At 44.7% G+C, this 17,636-nt stretch carries 13 protein-coding genes; all 13 read right to left on the bottom strand.

Translation table 11 applies throughout. The features are described from left to right. Positions 1 to 106 precede the first annotated feature (106 nt). On the bottom strand, positions 107 to 1,240 hold the full coding sequence (locus tag IC230_RS29910) for a DUF6371 domain-containing protein (RefSeq protein ID WP_191042751.1): 1,134 nt from the start codon (positions 1,238 to 1,240) through the stop codon (positions 107 to 109). A 100-nt stretch (positions 1,241 to 1,340) separates the two neighbouring features. Continuing rightward, on the bottom strand, positions 1,341 to 2,672 hold the full coding sequence (locus IC230_RS29905) for a hypothetical protein (protein ID WP_191042750.1): 1,332 nt from the start codon (positions 2,670 to 2,672) through the stop codon (positions 1,341 to 1,343). A 187-nt stretch (positions 2,673 to 2,859) separates the two neighbouring features. Then, the gene (locus tag IC230_RS29900) at positions 2,860 to 3,144 is read right to left on the bottom strand and encodes a hypothetical protein (protein ID WP_191042749.1); all 285 of its coding nucleotides are present in this window, start codon (positions 3,142 to 3,144) and stop codon (positions 2,860 to 2,862) included. A gap of 90 nt (positions 3,145 to 3,234) precedes the next feature. After that, on the bottom strand, positions 3,235 to 4,143 hold the full coding sequence (locus tag IC230_RS29895) for a hypothetical protein (protein WP_191042748.1): 909 nt from the start codon (positions 4,141 to 4,143) through the stop codon (positions 3,235 to 3,237). 447 nt (positions 4,144 to 4,590) lie between these two features. Continuing rightward, positions 4,591 to 6,603: a BREX system Lon protease-like protein BrxL gene (gene brxL / locus IC230_RS29890; RefSeq protein ID WP_191042747.1), complete on the bottom strand. Its 2,013-nt coding sequence runs from the start codon at positions 6,601 to 6,603 to the stop codon at positions 4,591 to 4,593. Positions 6,604 to 6,629: 26 nt separating this feature from the next. Further along, positions 6,630 to 9,128 carry a BREX-1 system phosphatase PglZ type A gene (gene pglZ / locus IC230_RS29885; RefSeq protein ID WP_191042746.1) on the bottom strand — a complete coding sequence of 833 codons (2,499 nt, stop codon included), beginning with the start codon at positions 9,126 to 9,128 and terminating at the stop codon, positions 6,630 to 6,632. A gap of 84 nt (positions 9,129 to 9,212) precedes the next feature. Beyond that, entirely contained in the window at positions 9,213 to 9,947 is a 735-nt protein-coding gene (locus IC230_RS29880; RefSeq protein ID WP_191042745.1) for a YEATS-associated helix-containing protein, read from the bottom strand. 32 nt (positions 9,948 to 9,979) lie between these two features. Beyond that, positions 9,980 to 11,596, bottom strand: coding sequence for a hypothetical protein (locus IC230_RS29875; protein ID WP_191042744.1), 1,617 nt, complete (start codon positions 11,594 to 11,596; stop codon positions 9,980 to 9,982). A gap of 33 nt (positions 11,597 to 11,629) precedes the next feature. Beyond that, a complete protein-coding gene (locus tag IC230_RS29870; RefSeq protein ID WP_191042743.1) occupies positions 11,630 to 12,433 on the bottom strand; it encodes a hypothetical protein in 804 nt (267 codons plus the stop codon). A 167-nt stretch (positions 12,434 to 12,600) separates the two neighbouring features. Then, complete coding sequence (locus tag IC230_RS29865) at positions 12,601 to 13,047, bottom strand: hypothetical protein (RefSeq protein WP_191042742.1); 447 nt, start codon at positions 13,045 to 13,047, stop codon at positions 12,601 to 12,603. Next, on the bottom strand, positions 13,040 to 13,435 hold the full coding sequence (locus IC230_RS29860; protein WP_191042741.1) for a helix-turn-helix domain-containing protein: 396 nt from the start codon (positions 13,433 to 13,435) through the stop codon (positions 13,040 to 13,042). The genes IC230_RS29865 and IC230_RS29860 overlap by 8 nt, the downstream gene beginning before the upstream one ends. Before the next feature lie 36 nt (positions 13,436 to 13,471). Then, a complete protein-coding gene (locus tag IC230_RS29855; protein WP_191042740.1) occupies positions 13,472 to 13,963 on the bottom strand; it encodes a hypothetical protein in 492 nt (163 codons plus the stop codon). Positions 13,964 to 14,071: 108 nt separating this feature from the next. After that, positions 14,072 to 17,605 (bottom strand): BREX-1 system adenine-specific DNA-methyltransferase PglX, encoded by a 3,534-nt coding sequence (gene pglX, locus IC230_RS29850; RefSeq protein ID WP_191042739.1) that lies wholly within the window; start codon positions 17,603 to 17,605, stop codon positions 14,072 to 14,074. Between the last annotated feature and the right edge of the window lie 31 nt (positions 17,606 to 17,636).

Here is a 17,636-nt window from a genome sequence, read left to right as displayed (position 1 = left end):
GCTTTTTTATTTTGGTTGAAACGTTGGTTGAAACATTCTTTGTTTGACTATTCTTAGGCCTAAGAGTAGTAGAAAAATAACGTTCGGGTAAATCAGGATTATTTGGCTAACAATCCCAATCCGGCGGATAGTCTTGCAAAATTTCTAGAGCTAATGGCTCTCCATAAATAGTATGACCCTCTATATTCCATTGTGGTAGACAAAGTAGATCACGTAAATCTAAGTTGGATTTGTAAGCGTGCTTCTCAACATAGTCGCTAACGGCTAACTTAGTAACCAAACCCTCTAAAGGAATGGCTTTTTTACTCCATTCTTCGAATTTCCCTGAATCAGGCCAGAGTACTACCTCACAACCTGCTAATGCTTTGAATTTATCTGAATTATTCCAGGAGTTTCCAGTCGATCCACCTGAGGCTAGCCAGTTAAATTCTGGATAAACAATGCTAGCAGTAATGGCTGTTGATTCACCTTCGACAAAAGCAACTTTCTTCTTAGGGTACAAGGATATAAGGTGCAAACCAAAATAGCACTGCTCCAGGTGGACCTTCTTTTTTCGTAATAGGTACTTCCCCGCAAACCAAACGCCAGGGTCGGGTTCATAATGATTCGTTTTCCGGTTAAGCCTTGGAGGGAGCTGTTCTGGTTTAGCCCGTCGTCCAGTTTTAGGACTGAATGGAATTACTTTGATTTGGCATAGATTGTTAACCTGATCATATTGAGGCAAGGTAGTGGCAAACATATTTTCAAACACCCAGTGTTTTGATGTTCCAAGCCGATATAGTTCGAAAGCTTTGTAAGTTTCAGATACACCAAACATAGTAGACAGCCAAATAAATAAACCATTCCGCTGAAATCCTTGGCGGCAAGGTTCGTAACGTTCGTTTGGAATATAATCCGGCTTAGTTGATGGGGCATTTCTTGGTGGAAATGGCTGCCGTGAAGTATAATAGCCATCCTCAAGACCATAAGTACGCGCCAGTTCATAAATAGCATCAGTCATAGTGAGTCTATGTACTTGGGCATAGGCGGTTACTGGGTAAATTCGGGTGCCAGTTTGAAAGTTTTGAATATATGGCTTGCCTCGCTGGTCATTACGATAAAACACTTCAGCACTATGCTTCGTGGTATCGAACAAACGAATAGGCTGCCCACCTTGACGTAATTCTACCCCTGTGACAGATTCCAATATATGAGTCCCGAATTCAATTTCCAGATGATCGCAGAGAGTGGTTAGCTTCATGCTGTTATTGTCAAATGATAGTGCCAGAATAAATTTGGCAGCTTCGAATGAATACTGTTACTGCCAAAGCCCTATATATGGCCCCTGGCAGTAACAGTATTCATTCGACCTCTTCAAGTAAGTAGTAGTGATTACGCCCTGCTTTACGGTCGGATAACTGCACTAAGCGCCCCTCGCTGTTATACATTTCCTGGGGCTCATCCTGAATAACTTTCAGGCGTTCACGAATTGTCGAATTTTTAGCCGAAAACTCTTTTTCGAGTATTCCCACAACTTCATGCTTTGGAATAGGTCCTTCGGCCAACAGGGTAGTTAACCGATCGGCGATGTCATCCACATCTGCTTTTAATTTTCGTTGGCTGGTAGCTGCTTCCATTGTCGAGGCATCAGCTACTATAAGACTATAGGTAGTCTCGTTGTAGGTCAGATAAAGTGGCTCTGGGCGCTGGCACCGACGGGTTTTGATATAACGTAGCCGAATAAGGTTTGTATCATTACCCTTTGCATCCTTTTCGAAGCCAATTTGCATGACGGTGGCTGATTTGTTAGCTGCCTCTGTGCCAACATGCCCACGGGCTTTTTCAGTACCTGGATTTTGGTGAATGACAAGTAAGAAGGTAGAGTCGTAATTGTCACATAGATTTCCGAGAAAATCAAATAATAATAGTGCTTCTTCACTTCTATTAAAATCACCTACGCAGTCGGTAACGACATCAATAATGCAGAATAAATGTAACAAACTGTTATCACGCACATGAGCAATAAATGCTTCAAGTGCCTGTTGTCGTCTAGCACGGCCTACACCTTTGATACTGGTAAACCGAAAGTTGTCGGGTTTGTCTTCAATGCCTAAGCCTGCATTTCGTTTCATGCTTTGAATGGCAAAGGGTAATTCCTCTCGCCGATTCCGTTCACTGTCTATGTAACAGAGACAATACCGTTCTAGGGACGTTCGCTCATAACCCAGCGCCTGGGGAGGTTTAAGGTTAGGTGACAGCATCAAGCCACCGAACAATTCGGCTAACCGGGATTTGTGCGACCCAAAAGTCCCCTGAATAATATTAACTGTACTTCGTCCAACAATAGGAGTTCCATCGCGACTTATTAACGGAGGGGAAAACACGATCGGCTTAGTGGCCAGTTCTGTCAATTCTTGCTCGAGTGCCAGTAGAGAACTCAATAGAGGTTTTGAAGGAGCATCCGATTGATTACTGGTATTATGCAGTGGCGGATTAGGGACTCGATTCATCTCATCGATGACAAAACCGTTTTTCGCACGTAGTTGTGCTACATCCAATTTACTTTCATCTGACTTATAACTATTTGGGAATTCATCCAAATTGTTGTCTCCGTTAGTAAACGTTGTAAATTGCCGGGGCAAATTGATCTTAGTAAGGCCATTAGCCTTATCTTTGTGCTGTTCAAATTTCACTCTTTGAATACGATTTTCGGCCTTGAAACTGCGCCAACAGTTTCAAGGCTATTTTATTAATAAACGCTTTGGAGAATAGGTATGAATAGCCAATAGGCTACTCATATAGTAGGAGAGGCTACAAAAAACTCTATTCCTAAAGAAAAAATCAGTACGCTAGGCATACAATCATCAATTGGTATGGCTTTTAAGCGGACGACTGTAGCCATTCAAGCAGGCGAGCACGATTAAAGAGCAACCGTTTTGAACGGTTACGAATAACGATTCCTTCAGGCATTATTGCCACTTTTGCGTAGAAGGTACCATTTGGCCAGCCGGTCATTTTTTTTACGTCTGCTGCTGATAGAATAGGGATAGGTTCTACAGGTATCGCGTGTGTATTTTTAGTACGCAATAGCTCTAAAATAGCATCTTGTTTAGCTTCAATCCTATTAATTTCTCGTTGCAAAATGGCAAAGGGATTGTCGATCATTTTGGCCTATTATTTAAGTTTAGGTCAAAAGTCAGAAAGGCAGTTTTGGCGTTTTTACCAGTCTTACAAAAAGGCAAAATTGCCAAAGAATCAAAGCCGGTTTATATTCAAGTCAGCTTTAATTTTATCCTTAGTTAACTGTATATCAGTAGCTTGCTTTTTGCCGGGGCTGTTATATGTATTTTTTGCGCTGTTAAAGGAACGTCTGCCATTTTTGCCAATTTTACCAAACTGACTTTCCAGTATACTGAGCAGCTTATTATCCGTCATGTTCAATATCTTAGACGTTACAATACCCAAATCGGTTACTGAAATTAGCATCTGCCAAATCATTCCAGGCTTAGCATTTGTATATCGTTCTGTCAGATAAGGTAAAGCATTTTCTCGATATTCTTCTGGCATATAGTCTGAAAAAGTTTTAAGTGCATCATCCTCAGCTTTGTTTCGTATGACTGATGGGAGCGAGCGGTTAAATTCTATGTTAGGTAGCTGATTAGCTATTGGTAATGTTTCTACTTTTTCAGAAAATTGCGCTTCGGGCTCGATTAAAGGCTTGACGATCCGTAATTCATCAGTTTGTTCATAAATTACTTCCCAATTAGGCAAAGATTTCAGCTTACAAATAAGACTATTAATTGCATCTATATATTCACCCTCTCCGCTTTCTAAAAAGTCTATTAGGATTTTCTGGGCTTTTTTATCTTTCCAAAGTCGTTGCCCAAACTCTTGATACTTTTTAAATAAGGCACTGCCATTCGGGAAAACATTGTTCTCTTTATAGCGAATAGCACCCCAACCTTTAAAAGAACTTAGGTAAGATTTTAACCATAAAGTAGCGTCATTACCTTTATAAATTGTAAATGAAGAACAAATTCCTTCTAAATAACTTTCTAAGCTTTGATGATACCTCCCTAATTCTATTGATTTAATATGTTTCCCTATATTGGTTTGAATCGTGATTTTTCGACGAGTTAAGGCTTGGTTTCTTGCTTTCTCCATTGCAAATTTTTATTACGATACTTTTTTGCCTATAACGATGTTTTTCTAAAATCATTCTAACACTTGCCTATTGAGGTAGTTTTTGCCGGGTGAAAAAGCATATGACCAAAAAGAGTTGTATTGTTTATTGTTAGCATCACTATACTATCCAAGAAGAACCTTTCTAAACGCGACATTTGTACCAGGTATATCACTCTGGCGGGTGTAGGGATAGATTTCCGAAAGAAGTGGAAATCTCCTTTAACGGTTGTAGTATTTATGTGCGAGATAAATTGACCGTTTATGACCTGAATAGGCTATGAGAGTCGCTTATAGTCGATATTACTATTACTGAAGCTAAAAACAACAGATACTCTGTTTCGGATGACATGTAGCAGACATTTGAGTATGGCCGTAAATTAGATATTCCCTGTGTGTTAATTTAATTCAATAGTAGCTAATTATAATTTACATTATTTTCAAATAGGTTATTTCACATGCTCTACATAAACGCTTTTCAGGTATGAACTCAGCAATGTCATATCGACCATTCGTTTTTTGGTAAATATCTAACCCTCTTCCCAGCACAATTTTCCAACCATTATTTAAGGTGATCGAACGGTCATGAAGTGCCGCATTAAATTCAAACTGAAAATTGATGGATGAGGCTAAAACCGATTCTGCTAATTCGGTTAATGATTTTCGTGAATCTTCGATATAATCACTTGTATTGTTGGTTACTAAATAAAAGGTTAGCTCTGTATCAGCTTCTTTGTATCGAACTACTGTTGTGACAAACTCCAGGAGATTACGAAATTGGTGCGGGTGCCGTATAAACGGATCACATAAAATAATTTCAGTAGCTCCCCGTAAGTATTGGCCGAACAGTACATCGAATGATACCCCTATTTGATTGTCCCGTATCACAAATTGCCCAGCTTCAAGTGGTACGTCGGAGACTATACTTGTATCCTGTAGCACTACTAAACTATTGGCTGAATTTGAGTTCTCCCCAGCGTTTATAGGCTGTTGAAGAGTTTCCAGGGTTTCAATCGTTATAGCCTGACCGGATGAGCGCAGCTTGTAAGAAAAGTCAACTGTTTCAAAGGTTTCGTCAATTTTGACTAATTGCTCTTTGACTCGTTTGCGACACTCAATTGCAAACTCTATTAATTCTTTAGCTTCTACCTCCGTACAGTCCCCATTTGGATAAATGACTTTCATTAGTCCAGAAAACGTTTTACCTATACCGTCTTTATCACGAGTTGTAATGCTGTTCGATAGGTCAAAAAAAGATTTGTAGGCGTGGGTAAAGTCTTCTTTACGAAGTTCTTTCAGAATCTCGGCTAAATAGTCAACATTAAAGCCGTAATCAGCAGTGAACATTTCATTTCGTAACTTATTTACCTCCCAACCAGGCAAATAAGCATGAATACGGTCCAGAAACGCCGGGTCATAATAATCACGAGGAAGGGCTTCAAATAGATTGCTGTGTTTCAACATATAGGGCACTGAGTGATCGGTATTGCCAACAAAAACCATCGATGCGGCCGCCCCATAAACATCAGTGCCCCGTGAGAACGATTTGTTAGCCATGTAATTTTTCAGAATATCCACCAACCCTTTATCTGTCCGTTTATCCCGCCCTGCGAACTCATCGTATGAAACCACATCCCAGTAGCCTACCAGCCCGATATCGCCCGTACTATTGTTGACAAACAGTTTTGCCTTACTGACTTCTCCGCCTGAAATCAGAATGCCATGGGGCGACATTTCTGAGTAAATGTGCGATTTGCCCGTACCTTTCGGTCCCAGCTCAATGAGGTTGTAATTATTCTCAGCGAAGGGAATTAGTCGAGCTAATTGAATAAGTTTTGATCGAAACGAGAATTCATCAGGATTGAGTCCTAAGGATTGCATGAGCACATCAACCCATTCATCTTTCGTGAACGCGCTTCGGGCCTCTTTGTAATTATCTAGGTCGGCATTAGCCATCTGAATGGGCTTCAGATTCTCGATCACCCAAGGCGTTGCACTCGCATCATCGGTATTGGCGATATAAGCCATAGTGACAATACACCAAACCCCACTCGACAACAGTTTTTTATGCTGACGGATAACCTCATCAGCAATAGGTACTCGGTTCAGACCCAAGTTTATAAATTGTGCTTCGTATAGATCTCGCTTGTCATTTAAACGAACGGCCACTTTATCAATGATCCGGTGACTGCCTCGCTCCCGAATTAGTGATTTAATATATTGTGCCTCATCACGATGTACAAAATGACGGGCAATGATATCCCGAACCGTTTGTACACCACTGACTATTGTATCTTCATCATCCGTAGCGCAGTACTGTCCCAGGAGATACTCCAAAACATAGGTCGGTACAATGGCATTACCTTTTATCAGCTTTGTGAGATCTTTACGGACAATCTTACCTGCAAAATATTGGTTTAGTTTCTGATTCAGTTCATTCATTGGAAAGGATGTATGGATGGCGCTACTTAGAAGTTGTCAAAATCATTAGTGAAAGCAATCGTCAATAGAAAATTAAAAGTCCTGTAGGTTTTCCATTGACTTGTACCATCTATCGGTTCCTCCAGTCGCAAAATAATGGACTGATTATTGTAAAAAATGCCAGCCTTTTGAGTTAATTGAAACCGATGCTTCGTTTCGCGTAGCCGCTCGGCCGTTTCTGTAGAATCGAATAAATACAAAAATTGATCGGATAGCAACGTACTATCTTCTGCAAAAAAGGCAGCTCTAATTTGACGTGGCTGAACTCGGTCGCCAATGGCTTCCTGCTGCCAGAATGATACAGCAACAATATTGGTTGTGATGCGGTCAAATGTCTTGATTAGATCAATATCGACTAATCGAACAGTATCTACTTTTTTCTTAACGATCTTCAATAATGGTACAACGACTTCCTGCAAAGAAGCACCACCATGCACATAACGACTTCCCGATCCACTCAACCGAAGACGTTGCGCCGATTTAGGCAGTAGAATAGTGTTATCGCCTACTAAACCTACCTGGTTACTCTCGAAACGTTTGAAACCTTCACTTGCCTTTAAATTCTGCCCGATTATATACCGTCGGCCCTGTTTCCAAACCTGACCAGTTATAGAGGTCGCTAAAAAATCGGTATCATCGACGGGTTGCTGCTGGTACAGAAATCCATGATCGGCTGTTACCCAAATATGGACACCATTCATATTGACCACTTTGCGAATGATTGTTTGGATACTATCCAAAACTCGATCTGACTCATCAACCACCTGCTGCTCCGTGGCTAATGTATCCCCAATTCGGTCAATACTATTGTGATAAATATAAATAATTGAGTAAGGCTTTATCCACTCCCTGCCTTCCCTATTGGCATTAAGGGCCAGAAAATCAGTCGAGCTAATAGCTATCCCTTTGTGTTTCTGCAAAATGGCCGAGCGGTTATCTGTTCCTTGTGTCGGCAAGCTATCGGCCAGAACTGCATCAGTGCCAGGTTGAATGGCAAGCTGTGTTTGGGGGAGCAATGCCGCCATGCCTAACTGTGTATAAGAAGGAAGGCCAGTTACCATATACGATAAATCGGCTATGTACCGGTTTTCAGTCTGCATGCGTTCGGCTAACTCCCGCCCCCACTCATAGCGAAGTCCATCTGAAATAATGACAAACGTCCGCCCTTTATTTAACTGGGGTTCTATTTGGTAGCGAAAAAAATACCGTTGGGTTTGCAACGGGCCAAACGCCCATTCGCTTGTCTGATCTACTACGCGTTGCCAGTGATTACTGAGGGGTAGTAACCATTGGTTGGCATAGACTGCGTCAATTGCCTGAACAACAGTTTCCAGCAGATCTGACTGACCTTCTGCCTGTTTTGTCTGTCGGTAAGCGTATACTAATTTGCGATAATGATTGTCTACCCGATAGAGTCGTTCTGTATATCGTTCGGGCCCTTCTGAAAGTACGTCAAACGGTTCGTCGGCCCAGGCTTCGACTAACGACCGAATCCAGACAGCATGAATCAATACATCGTAATACGACTGATAGGTTATATACCAATATTTGTTTTGGCGTTGTTTCTGGATAGTTTCAATCCGCTCTGGTGTCGCCGTTCCGCTCACAACCGTTCGAGCTAATTCGTCAATAATACGCTGTTCGACTGGCTCAAATAAATTATCGTCCAGTAGAGCTTCGAGAGTAGTCCTAGGTAAAAGAGTTGGCAGGTTCAGATCATTACCAGCACGTTTGGAAAGCTGCCGGAAACTATCCTGATAGCGAAGGTTAACCCGCCAGCGATTCATTAATACGCGTGCATCGGGCTTCAGAAGCGTAGGTAAAAAAGAAGTATTTGTCTGAAAGAGAGCCAGGGCAAACTCGTAAATCGAGGGGGTGTTTGAGGCATAGCCAAAACGGTTTGTCACTAGTTGCCAGAATGTTTCGGTGAGCCCAAACCGAATTAATTCCTGCCCAAACCGATCATCAGAACTGGTTGTGATAGTATGCGTGTAAGCCAATAGCATTTCACTTAGGCTCAGGCTCTCCTGCCCAAAGACAACCGCCAGCATCCGATTTCGTAGACCAGCTTCAGATTCTCCTGTAGGGATACCGAGTTTGGCTAGTTTCTCACGCCGTCGGTTACTTTTAAAAAACTCAATATGCGTACTGACAAAAGTATGGTAATGATAATCCAGATTCAGATCCTGCATGAACTGAGCCTGTAAATCGGTCCGAAAAACGTAGCCCGCTAGTTGAACGTCCAATAGCCAGTTTTGCTCATAAGCCGGTTGACTGTAGGGGAAATACAGTAGGAAGGGCGTAGTAGGCTGCTCATAAAGCACCCGGTACTTTACTGTAAATTCATTGTTGTTTACCGTTAAGGTTTCGACACTGGGCAGGTTGAGTTTAGACACCTGTTCAGCCATCTCCCTATTATCATCATACCAGAAAATGACTCGATGCTTTGTAAATAAGTTGAGCAGCGATGCTGTTAGTTTGTCCAATGGAATCGGGAATAAGAGTTGCCAAAAGGCATTATTCGATTCCGCAAAATTGAATGAATAATCTGGTAAGTTTAACTATCGCTACTATTTTACGCTATTAAGCTGTTGCTTCAGGCTTTCTAATTGTTGCACGTGTTCGGGCGTCCCTACGATCTCTGGTGAGGCCACGGCTTTTACGGCGTTTGTGGCAATAGTTTCCAGTTTAGCCGTTTTGTCCTGTAGCTGTTGATTCTGGATTGTTTTGGTGGCCAGTTCATGTTGAGATTGCTTCAGCCGATCGGTTAATGAACCGGCTGCCGCTTCAATAAACGCAGCCGAACTGACAGCTGCTGCCAGGCAGTAGGCTCCAAACACAAAATAATGGTAGGTTGAGGGGTTGTTCAGTAAGTCACTGGAGGCACTCATCAGTACAAACGGAACAATACCACCCGCCACAACGCCCCCTAACAAACAAATTTGCAAATGGCGTTTCAACCGCTCGTCCGGGTCTGCGCCAGCGGTGATTGCATCGGCTTTAACCGTGTCATACGTCCGTAAGAAATTCCAGCCTCCGCCCAGCAGCCCACAGGCCACAATGATCAATAGCATTGTCCAGACGTTGAGCGGTTCAGTTACTGCTTGTTTTTCCGTTGACTTGGCTGCTGTACTGGTGCCCGTTTGAGCAGCCGGTTTACTTGCTGCGGCTTGTGTTGTACCAGATGCCGGGGTAGTATCCGTCATCTTCGTCGATGTGGCTGATACGGCGTTCGTGGCCGTACCTGGGGTTGGCTGCGTCGGGCCGGGTACCCATAACAAAAGGCACAGAAAAAATATGATCATGGTGACTGGTTAGTAAGAGGAAGAAGAAAGCACTATTTAACTTGGGCAAGATTATAGGTGAAGGCGAAAAAGGGTTTGATTCGATAGCCGGTTTCGGTGGGTATCTCAAACGACACCGGAACCGACTCACCCAGTTTGTACCCTCCGGAAAGAACATTGGATTTTACATAGGCAATACCCCCATGAAATAACATACGACGACCCAGTACTTCAAAGGCGACACCGCCCCCACCGAAAATAGCCAGCGAGCCCCCTGACAATGGATAACCCAGTCCCGCACTAATCACCGGATTAATTTGAGAATAGTTGCCCCAGGATACATCAAACATCGTTACCAAATAAGGTGAACCAAGACCCGCCTGATTCTGAGTCAGCGTTCCTGCTGTAGCAGATGTCGGCTTTTCGGGCTTTATACTGTAGCTATTTTCTGTAAGAAATGGCAGGCCGACCCCGGCACTTATATTAATGTGCGTGGTTCCTTTTACCTGTATGGTGAACGTTGTGTCTAATTCAGGTGGGCTGGCCGTAAGCTTACCATCCTGAAACTTCATTATCTTGTAGTTTTGGCGGATATCCATTTTATCACCTTTAGCAGAAGTTGTAAAGATGTGCGTGAAATTCGCGCTAATTATCTCTTCTTTGGTTTGCCAGAATTGAGTGAATTGAAGCACCCAGTCGGTGCTGGTAACGACCTCATGCCTTTTGACAACATCCGAATTGGCTTTTTCAAGGTCAGTAGCTGCTTGTTGGGCCACAGTAACTACATCCTTTACCTGCTGCTTCTCGCTGTCTTTGAGCTTATCACCGTATTCATCAAGTATGCGGTTGCCCATCACTTTGATCGTACTTAACAGCTCACGCAAATCAGCGGTTTGTTTCTTAAGTCCTGTAGCTTCATCATCTACAGATTTTTTTAAGTCGGTAGCTTTTTGTTGGGCATAATCCGCAATAAGTGCATTGAGGCTTAGGCTTGGTGGATTACCGAAAGGCACAAAAAAACCGTCAAAAATTTCCTTGGTTGTGGTGGTCAGTCTGCTAGCGTCGTCAATTAAAAACTTTTTTTCATCCATTAGCTTTTTGCGCTCAACCAGGCCAGTATATAAGTTGAGGTATGCCTGTTTATAGGCGCTAAGGGCTGTTGCGTATTGGGTGGCCTTCGCTTCACTACGTTTCTTAAAATCAAACAGCGTATTCAGCAGTACACCAACCTCATTATTTCTAGCCTGGTCCGCTTTGACTTCCTGGCTTGGTGATTTCTTGGTGTTACCAGCTGCAGACTCGTTTAAAGATTTGGCCTTTTGAGTTCCATCGGGCAGTGATAAACCAGGTAACCCTTTTATGGAAAATGGCCCCGTCAGGCTATCGCCAAAGGGTTTGTTTATCGTTACCTCTATTTTAGTCGGCTTGAAAGCAAAGCGAAACGGATTGCCAGTGCTGGTAATAACAATTTTACCATCGCGCCGGACATGGAGGTAAGATGATTCCAGAAAGCTTCCATTATCTTGTTTTCGCTCATATTTCAGTTCGCCTGTGGCCAGGTTTTGGGTGATGCGTAATTCACTATCTTTGATGGGCTGGGCCTGTATTCGATGACCGAGTAGCATAGTACCGATAACGGTGGTAGCAAAAAAGAGACTATACGTATTCATAATTGATTAGTGTTTGTGGGATTGTACGGCGTCTTAGTACGAAATAGGTGCGGTGATCGAAGTAGGTGGATTTACTCTCAAAAAATCAGTCAGTAGGTTTACTCTCAATCCTACCTTCAATTTTTTTGTATTAAGCGCGTCAAATACTGCATATGCCTCATCGCAGTAGGTACGAAGGAAATTCCAGGTCATTTGCTGCTTGCGACCCCAGGTAACACAAACGGGGCCCTGTGCCGTATATCCCGAAACATATACATAATGGCCACCCCACGAGTTGGGCGACCCAGCAGGACCATCGACAACTTCCCACGGTTGGCCACTATCTATTTGTCCTTTGGCCGATTTGGGTATTAGCAACCCGATGCCAACACCTACATCCATGAAAATGGCGTTTTTTACTTCATCGGGATTGCCTGGATTAAGCTGAGCAAACGCACTGATGGTTAGTTGCTGATCAGCTGCCAGCCAACCCGTATTACGCCACCGATTTAGTGAATCAAGCACAACCACGCCAGTATCAATTCCGCCTGTTTCCAGAAAATATTCACTAATTACATCCTGATCGCTGATTGAAATGATTTGATTCTGTTCGATTACTTCAAAACGTAGTGTATGATGTGCACGTCCAGCTATGACGCAATCACCGAGTTTGTCATTAGCAAACATAGGGGTTGGAATACCAGAATGTTTGACGTCAAAATCGTAGGCGTCCGGTATCACCAGATCGAATGGGGCTTTCATCAACTTGCTGAACTCTAGTGTCCGGGGGTCCTTTCGAGCACGGGCTTTGCCCAGTTTGAACACTTTGTGGAAACCAATTCCTTTTGCACGTGCCATATATTGGTAGATTCTGAGGTATGAACTTTGACCATTCAAAGCTACGTCCTTCCCATACCGCACCGCACCGGGAAATTTCCCGTATTTACGCTGTCTTCTACCTGTTTTTTTACGCAAAAAGCCCCTGATAGTAGTCAGAGGCTTTTGAAAATCGATTATCAGCAGGATTAACCGGCTGGCTGAAAAGCCGACGGATCAATAATGGGTAATACAACGTTTTGAAGACTAGTTCCGCGTAAACGCTCGAACAATACGCCACGCGTTGTGGAGATAGAAATTGAGTTTAAGGCCGTGGCCAGACCAGATGGCAATATCCCAGGTATACGGTGCCCTTCCGGCTGACTTTGTAGCCAGTCCTGGTAGCCGGTTAGATGGTAGTGACAGGCGGAATGCAGCACAACCATAGGAGCCTGTTCTGGCGATGTACCAGCTTCTATTTCAACCTGGACAATCTGCTCGCTATGTTCTGAATCAAATAAATGCTGTAACAAAATGCCAAATCCTATCTCGGCATCTTCGTTCATCAGGCTTTCATTAATGGTAAATGAACTGACCCGAATTTCTTTAATTTGAAACCCTATTGTTACAGCGCTTTCGTCTACCATATTATCCATTTGGTTGGGATTGTCCGATACTTGCCTGGAAACTGCCCCACATTACAGGTTGCCCCGTATGTTTATACCGGTCTGTGAACACCATAACCGGCTGGTAGCGAATCACAGTATGGGTTACAATCTTCGGCTCTTCTTCTTTTACGCACAATAATTTCACATCCAGCACCTGCGAAAGGTCGCTGAGGGTATCGGTTGTAAAGTTGTGCGTACCACTTAGCCATTTACTGATTTCGGAGGGCTGCTTGCTCATTTTTTTTGCCAGTTGTTTCTGCGTCCAACCCTTAGCCGCCAGCGCGTCGGCAATGCGGGCGGCCATCATCATGCGGTCGTGTACGCGTTGTTGCTCCTGGGGCGTTGCCTCAGCTAGCAGAGTGTCAATTAGGTTCATAAATAATGGATGTTGGCTGGTTCTGGTAAGTAGTGCTCAGTAATTGTCAGTGTCGAGGGTCAATTCACCCTCCAGGGTTAGACCGTCGGCCGACCAGCGCAGATCGCCTGCGCTGAGTGCCTGAATAATCGTTTTCGATATAAGTTGCAGTAGTTCATTGGCTACCTTCAATTTAGGGTCTTCCTGCCAGGTACGTGTTGTTTTAGGGCCACCGCCCCCAACAATTACGGCCACCCGACCGTTTCGGATGCAGTATAGCCGCAATTTCTTGTTCTCTGCGTCGTATAAAGCTTCAATGCCATCGCCAGGCTTGCCTTCGTTGGGTTTGAAAAACGTTTCTCTGGCTCCCGTATTATGCCCGATCTGCTGTAGCCGCAAAAGCAACTCGCGAACCTGATCACGATAATCAGTTACGTTCTCCGCTACAAACTTTTCCAGCAACGTTTCAATTTCGTCTTCGATACGTACCGAGTAAATAACGGCTTTCTGACCAGAAAGGCTATCATTTTTAATAAGCTCAAAATTCACTTACAGCCAAATTTTAGACAAATATAATGCCAAATTGTTTAAAATAATTCAGTTATGAGTGAATTTAGTGAACGGTAAGCCACTCATAAAGAACGCATACTACTGGTTTTACTCATCGTCTCCACTAGCCCCCGCTTTTCCCGTTAATCCTTTTACAGGGGCGAGGGCTGTGCTGAAGCGATTGTAATTGACCAGTACCCCGTCGTCCAGATCCATCGCGATAGGGTCGGTAGCGAGGGGATAAATGACCTCGCGTTCGTATTGGGCAAGTTCGCCCAATACTTTATCCAGGCGGTCGATTTCCTTTTGGGCACGTGTTTTCTCTCCGGCAGTGGCCAGAGCGCTCTGGCTAAGGGTTTGCTGCTGCTCGCGCTGGTTACGTAGCTTGTCCTGATACTCGCGCAGGTAGCCGTTGAGCAGCCGCGCTACGGTATCTGGGGTATAGCGGTGTAGGTAGATGAGTGCGCTGAACGACCCTTTGGGCGACCGGAATAGCCAGTAAATAGGCCGACGCCGGTAGCGTCGAATGTGATCGTCGTAGAAATAGCGAACGAAATACTTGCGCAGATCCATACCCAGACATTCTTCTACAAACATCAGGTTCTGGTTAAATGATTCTTCGCCAAACGATGCCCGCAAAAATGCCCTAAACCGGGACACAATATCATCGGCGAACCAATCTTCATCCAGGATGGGAATAATGTTGTCAGCATCTGGTTGAAATGCGTTTTCGTCTGCCACGATTTCGCCTGCTTCTACTTCTCTCTGATAATCAGCCAGGGTTTGGCCCTGACTGGCGAGTACTAAGCCCGGCTTGCTGAGGCTGTAACGACCAAATATGCAGCCGACGGCATACGACACAAATTGCGCCATGAGTTCGCGCCGATCAAACTGGAGTTTGCCGGTAGCATCGGGTTTGGCTTCCTGTTGCAGAATGGTAATATTGTCCGGTGCTACATCCGGCGCTAGCTCGTCCTGAAGGCCGTAGAGATCAATAAAAATGCGATTGAGTGCCTCTTCGTCCTCGTGAAGCTGGCTGAATTTTGCCTGCCAATACGTTTCGTAGGTCGCTACGGCGTTGGCCAACAGATTATCCGTGCGATGACGGAGCAACTCGTTGGTTTGAAAATCCCAAGACGTTTCGCGAGCGTCCCAATCTTGGCTAGAAATGGAAATGCAACTATTTATTGTCTGGTTTACTGATGCATCTTGTACACCTATTAAGGGAAACTTAGCAATAGTACCAGCTTCAAAATTTAATGTAGGAGACAACAGCCCTAAATAAAAATTCCCAACAGTTGAATTTAAAACACCTGCTACTAATCCAATGTCTTCTTGATCTTTAAAAAATATGCTACATCCAGCAACGTCAAATATGAAACCTTTAGGAAAATACCTCACAGCAAAACTCCCACTGGTAACTTTCGACCAGCTTAGAGACTCTTTAAAATATTCAGACCTACTAGCAATTCTCTTACTTGGAGATCCATACATTTTTGTCACATATTCAGTGATTTCACCTCCGTCATTTTCCCAGTTGACAACTAAATCTTGGTTTCCATACCATTTGCGATAAGCCCCGCCTTTGTTGTAAGGAATCCATTTTTTATTACTTGCTTTAGCTTCATTGCCATTAGTAAATGACCATCCAATTTTCTTTTGAGTGACTTCGTACCACATCCTTGTAAATCTATCATTATCACAAGTTGCCATTCCTTGCCGAGGGTCCCCAATTTCATTTAGCAATTTTGATCCAACGAACGCTCCTATAGCCTGTTCGCTCAACCAATAGCCAATTACCTCACCCGGAATCTTCTCGAAATTATCCTGCTTCGTGTGGTAACAACCGTATGTTTTATCCAGAAATAAATCTCGAATCTTTTCAATACTCCGTACCTGTACGTGTTCTTCAAATAACCGGCGGTACACCCCGTCGCCGTGGGGCGGTTTAGAAAACTGTAACGTAAAGGCCACACTACCAAAATCAGAACCAAAAATACCACGACCCATTTGCAACAAACTGTCAATTTTAAAGCGTTGTATGAGGTTTTTACGGAATGCTTCAAACGATGAAAGAAACATCCACGAGGGCAGATTAATCATGCCTACATAGCCATCGGGTTGTACCAGTGTTTCGGTACGTTCCATGAAGCCGGTCATTAAATCCGCCTTTGAGTCAGGGTAGTATTTACCCATAAACTTGCCTACAAAGTCGTTCATTTTAGCCCCGCCCATATACGGCGGGTTTGCTACTACGCACGTATGCTTACGAGCCAGCAACGCGAGGTGTGCCAACGCTTCCGCCAGATCTTCAGCCTGTGGTTTGCGGAAGAGGTCACTACTTTGATCGGCGTAGGCTTTCGCTAAGTTGGCGGCTTGTTGCAGGGTGGTTTCACCTGTTTCGGGACGGATGAGCGCACCGAGATTGTTGGCGTGGGTCATCAGCGTCAAGTCGGCACGAAGGGTATCGGTCAGTGTTACGCTCGCATCGGCCAGTACGGGCTGCCAGTCGGCGGGGTTGGTGTGTTGCAGTTTGTGCAGGGCCACCACACGCGGCTGCACGTTACGTCGGAAGAAACGGCGGTCGTACTGCCGGGCTTTCATGGCGAGGGCAAAACTGGCTAACTGAGCCGCCCGCTCGTCAATGTCGAAGCCCATCAGGTTGTGTTGCAGAATCAGGCTAGGAATGTCGGTGCGACCGTAGCCTTCTTCTTCGTAAATGTGGACCAACAACTCAAATGCATACACCAGGATATGGCCGCTGCCCGCTGCCGGATCAAGCAGAGTCAATTCCTGCGGGCTGGTTAGTTTCAGATATATGTCGGTGGTTTCTGACGGGCTTTCGAGGTAATACGGCATCAGGGCTTTCAAGCCGGAGCTGGGCTTATTGCGTAACCAGAGTTTGCCCAGCGTGTTCTGCACCATGTATTCCACCACCCAGCGGGGCGTAAACAATTGCGTAGCCGCCGGAATGTCTTCGGCTTTCACCTTGCTTTTGGCCGCAAACACGGTGTCTTTGCGCTCGCTGATGTAGAACTGATACAGCCAGCCGATGATCTCTACGTTCTGGCAATCGTCGGCGGTCATGCCGTCGCGAATATCCGTCAGCACCGACTGGGGCGATAGCAGATCGTCGGGCATGAGCAGCTCAGTATAGTCGGCCAGCGGCTCGAACAGAAACGGCAGTGGCACGTTGAGCGCGTTGCAGGTAGCCAGCAACAGCAGGCCATAAGCTTCGTTTTGAGGATCGCGGCTGGGCAGTCGGCCGTCGAGCAAATCCAGCACCCGCCGGGCATCTACCGCCAGCTCATCAGGAATCTGACCCTGCTTGGCTTCGTCTAGCAGTTGGGGCGTTGTAAACCCGTCTACCGGCGATACTGCCCGAATAGCCGACGGCTGGTAATCGTTCACGTCAAGAAAACGTAGGGCCACAAACCGGTTAAACCAGGTATAGGCCACCCGTTCTATCAATTCGTTGCGGGTTGAACGCGTCAACTCGTCGCGCAGTTGGCGTAACGCATCGGCCCGCTCGCGCAAAGCAGCCGAGTCGGCTTTGAGTACATAATCCAGTTTAGCGGTGATCTGGGTAATGAGTTTTCGGCGAGCGGCCGTTGCAAATTTCTTGAGTGAGTTGGTATTCATAAAGAGTGAAGGAGTGAAAGAGCGAAAGAGC

Origin of the sequence: Spirosoma validum, from assembly GCF_014699035.1 — a bacterium.
Classification (GTDB): Bacteria; Bacteroidota; Bacteroidia; order Cytophagales; family Spirosomataceae; genus Spirosoma; species Spirosoma validum.
The sequence above is the reverse complement of the archived record's forward strand: the minus strand, read 5'-3'. Positions and strand labels throughout refer to the sequence as shown.

Bases quoted from the DNA above. Each gene is read 5' to 3' on its own strand.
- brxL (WP_191042747.1), bottom strand. From the start codon at position 6,603: ATGAATGAACTGAATCAGAAACTAAACCAATATTTTGCAGGTAAGATT.
- IC230_RS29895 (WP_191042748.1), bottom strand. From the start codon at position 4,143: ATGGAGAAAGCAAGAAACCAAGCCTTAACTCGTCGAAAAATCACGATT.
- IC230_RS29900 (WP_191042749.1), bottom strand. From the start codon at position 3,144: ATGATCGACAATCCCTTTGCCATTTTGCAACGAGAAATTAATAGGATT.
- IC230_RS29875 (WP_191042744.1), bottom strand. From the start codon at position 11,596: ATGAATACGTATAGTCTCTTTTTTGCTACCACCGTTATCGGTACTATG.
- IC230_RS29870 (WP_191042743.1), bottom strand. From the start codon at position 12,433: ATGGCACGTGCAAAAGGAATTGGTTTCCACAAAGTGTTCAAACTGGGC.
- IC230_RS29860 (WP_191042741.1), bottom strand. From the start codon at position 13,435: ATGAACCTAATTGACACTCTGCTAGCTGAGGCAACGCCCCAGGAGCAA.
- IC230_RS29880 (WP_191042745.1), bottom strand. From the start codon at position 9,947: ATGATCATATTTTTTCTGTGCCTTTTGTTATGGGTACCCGGCCCGACG.
- IC230_RS29910 (WP_191042751.1), bottom strand. From the start codon at position 1,240: ATGAAGCTAACCACTCTCTGCGATCATCTGGAAATTGAATTCGGGACT.
- IC230_RS29865 (WP_191042742.1), bottom strand. From the start codon at position 13,047: ATGGATAATATGGTAGACGAAAGCGCTGTAACAATAGGGTTTCAAATT.
- pglX (WP_191042739.1), bottom strand. From the start codon at position 17,605: ATGAATACCAACTCACTCAAGAAATTTGCAACGGCCGCTCGCCGAAAA.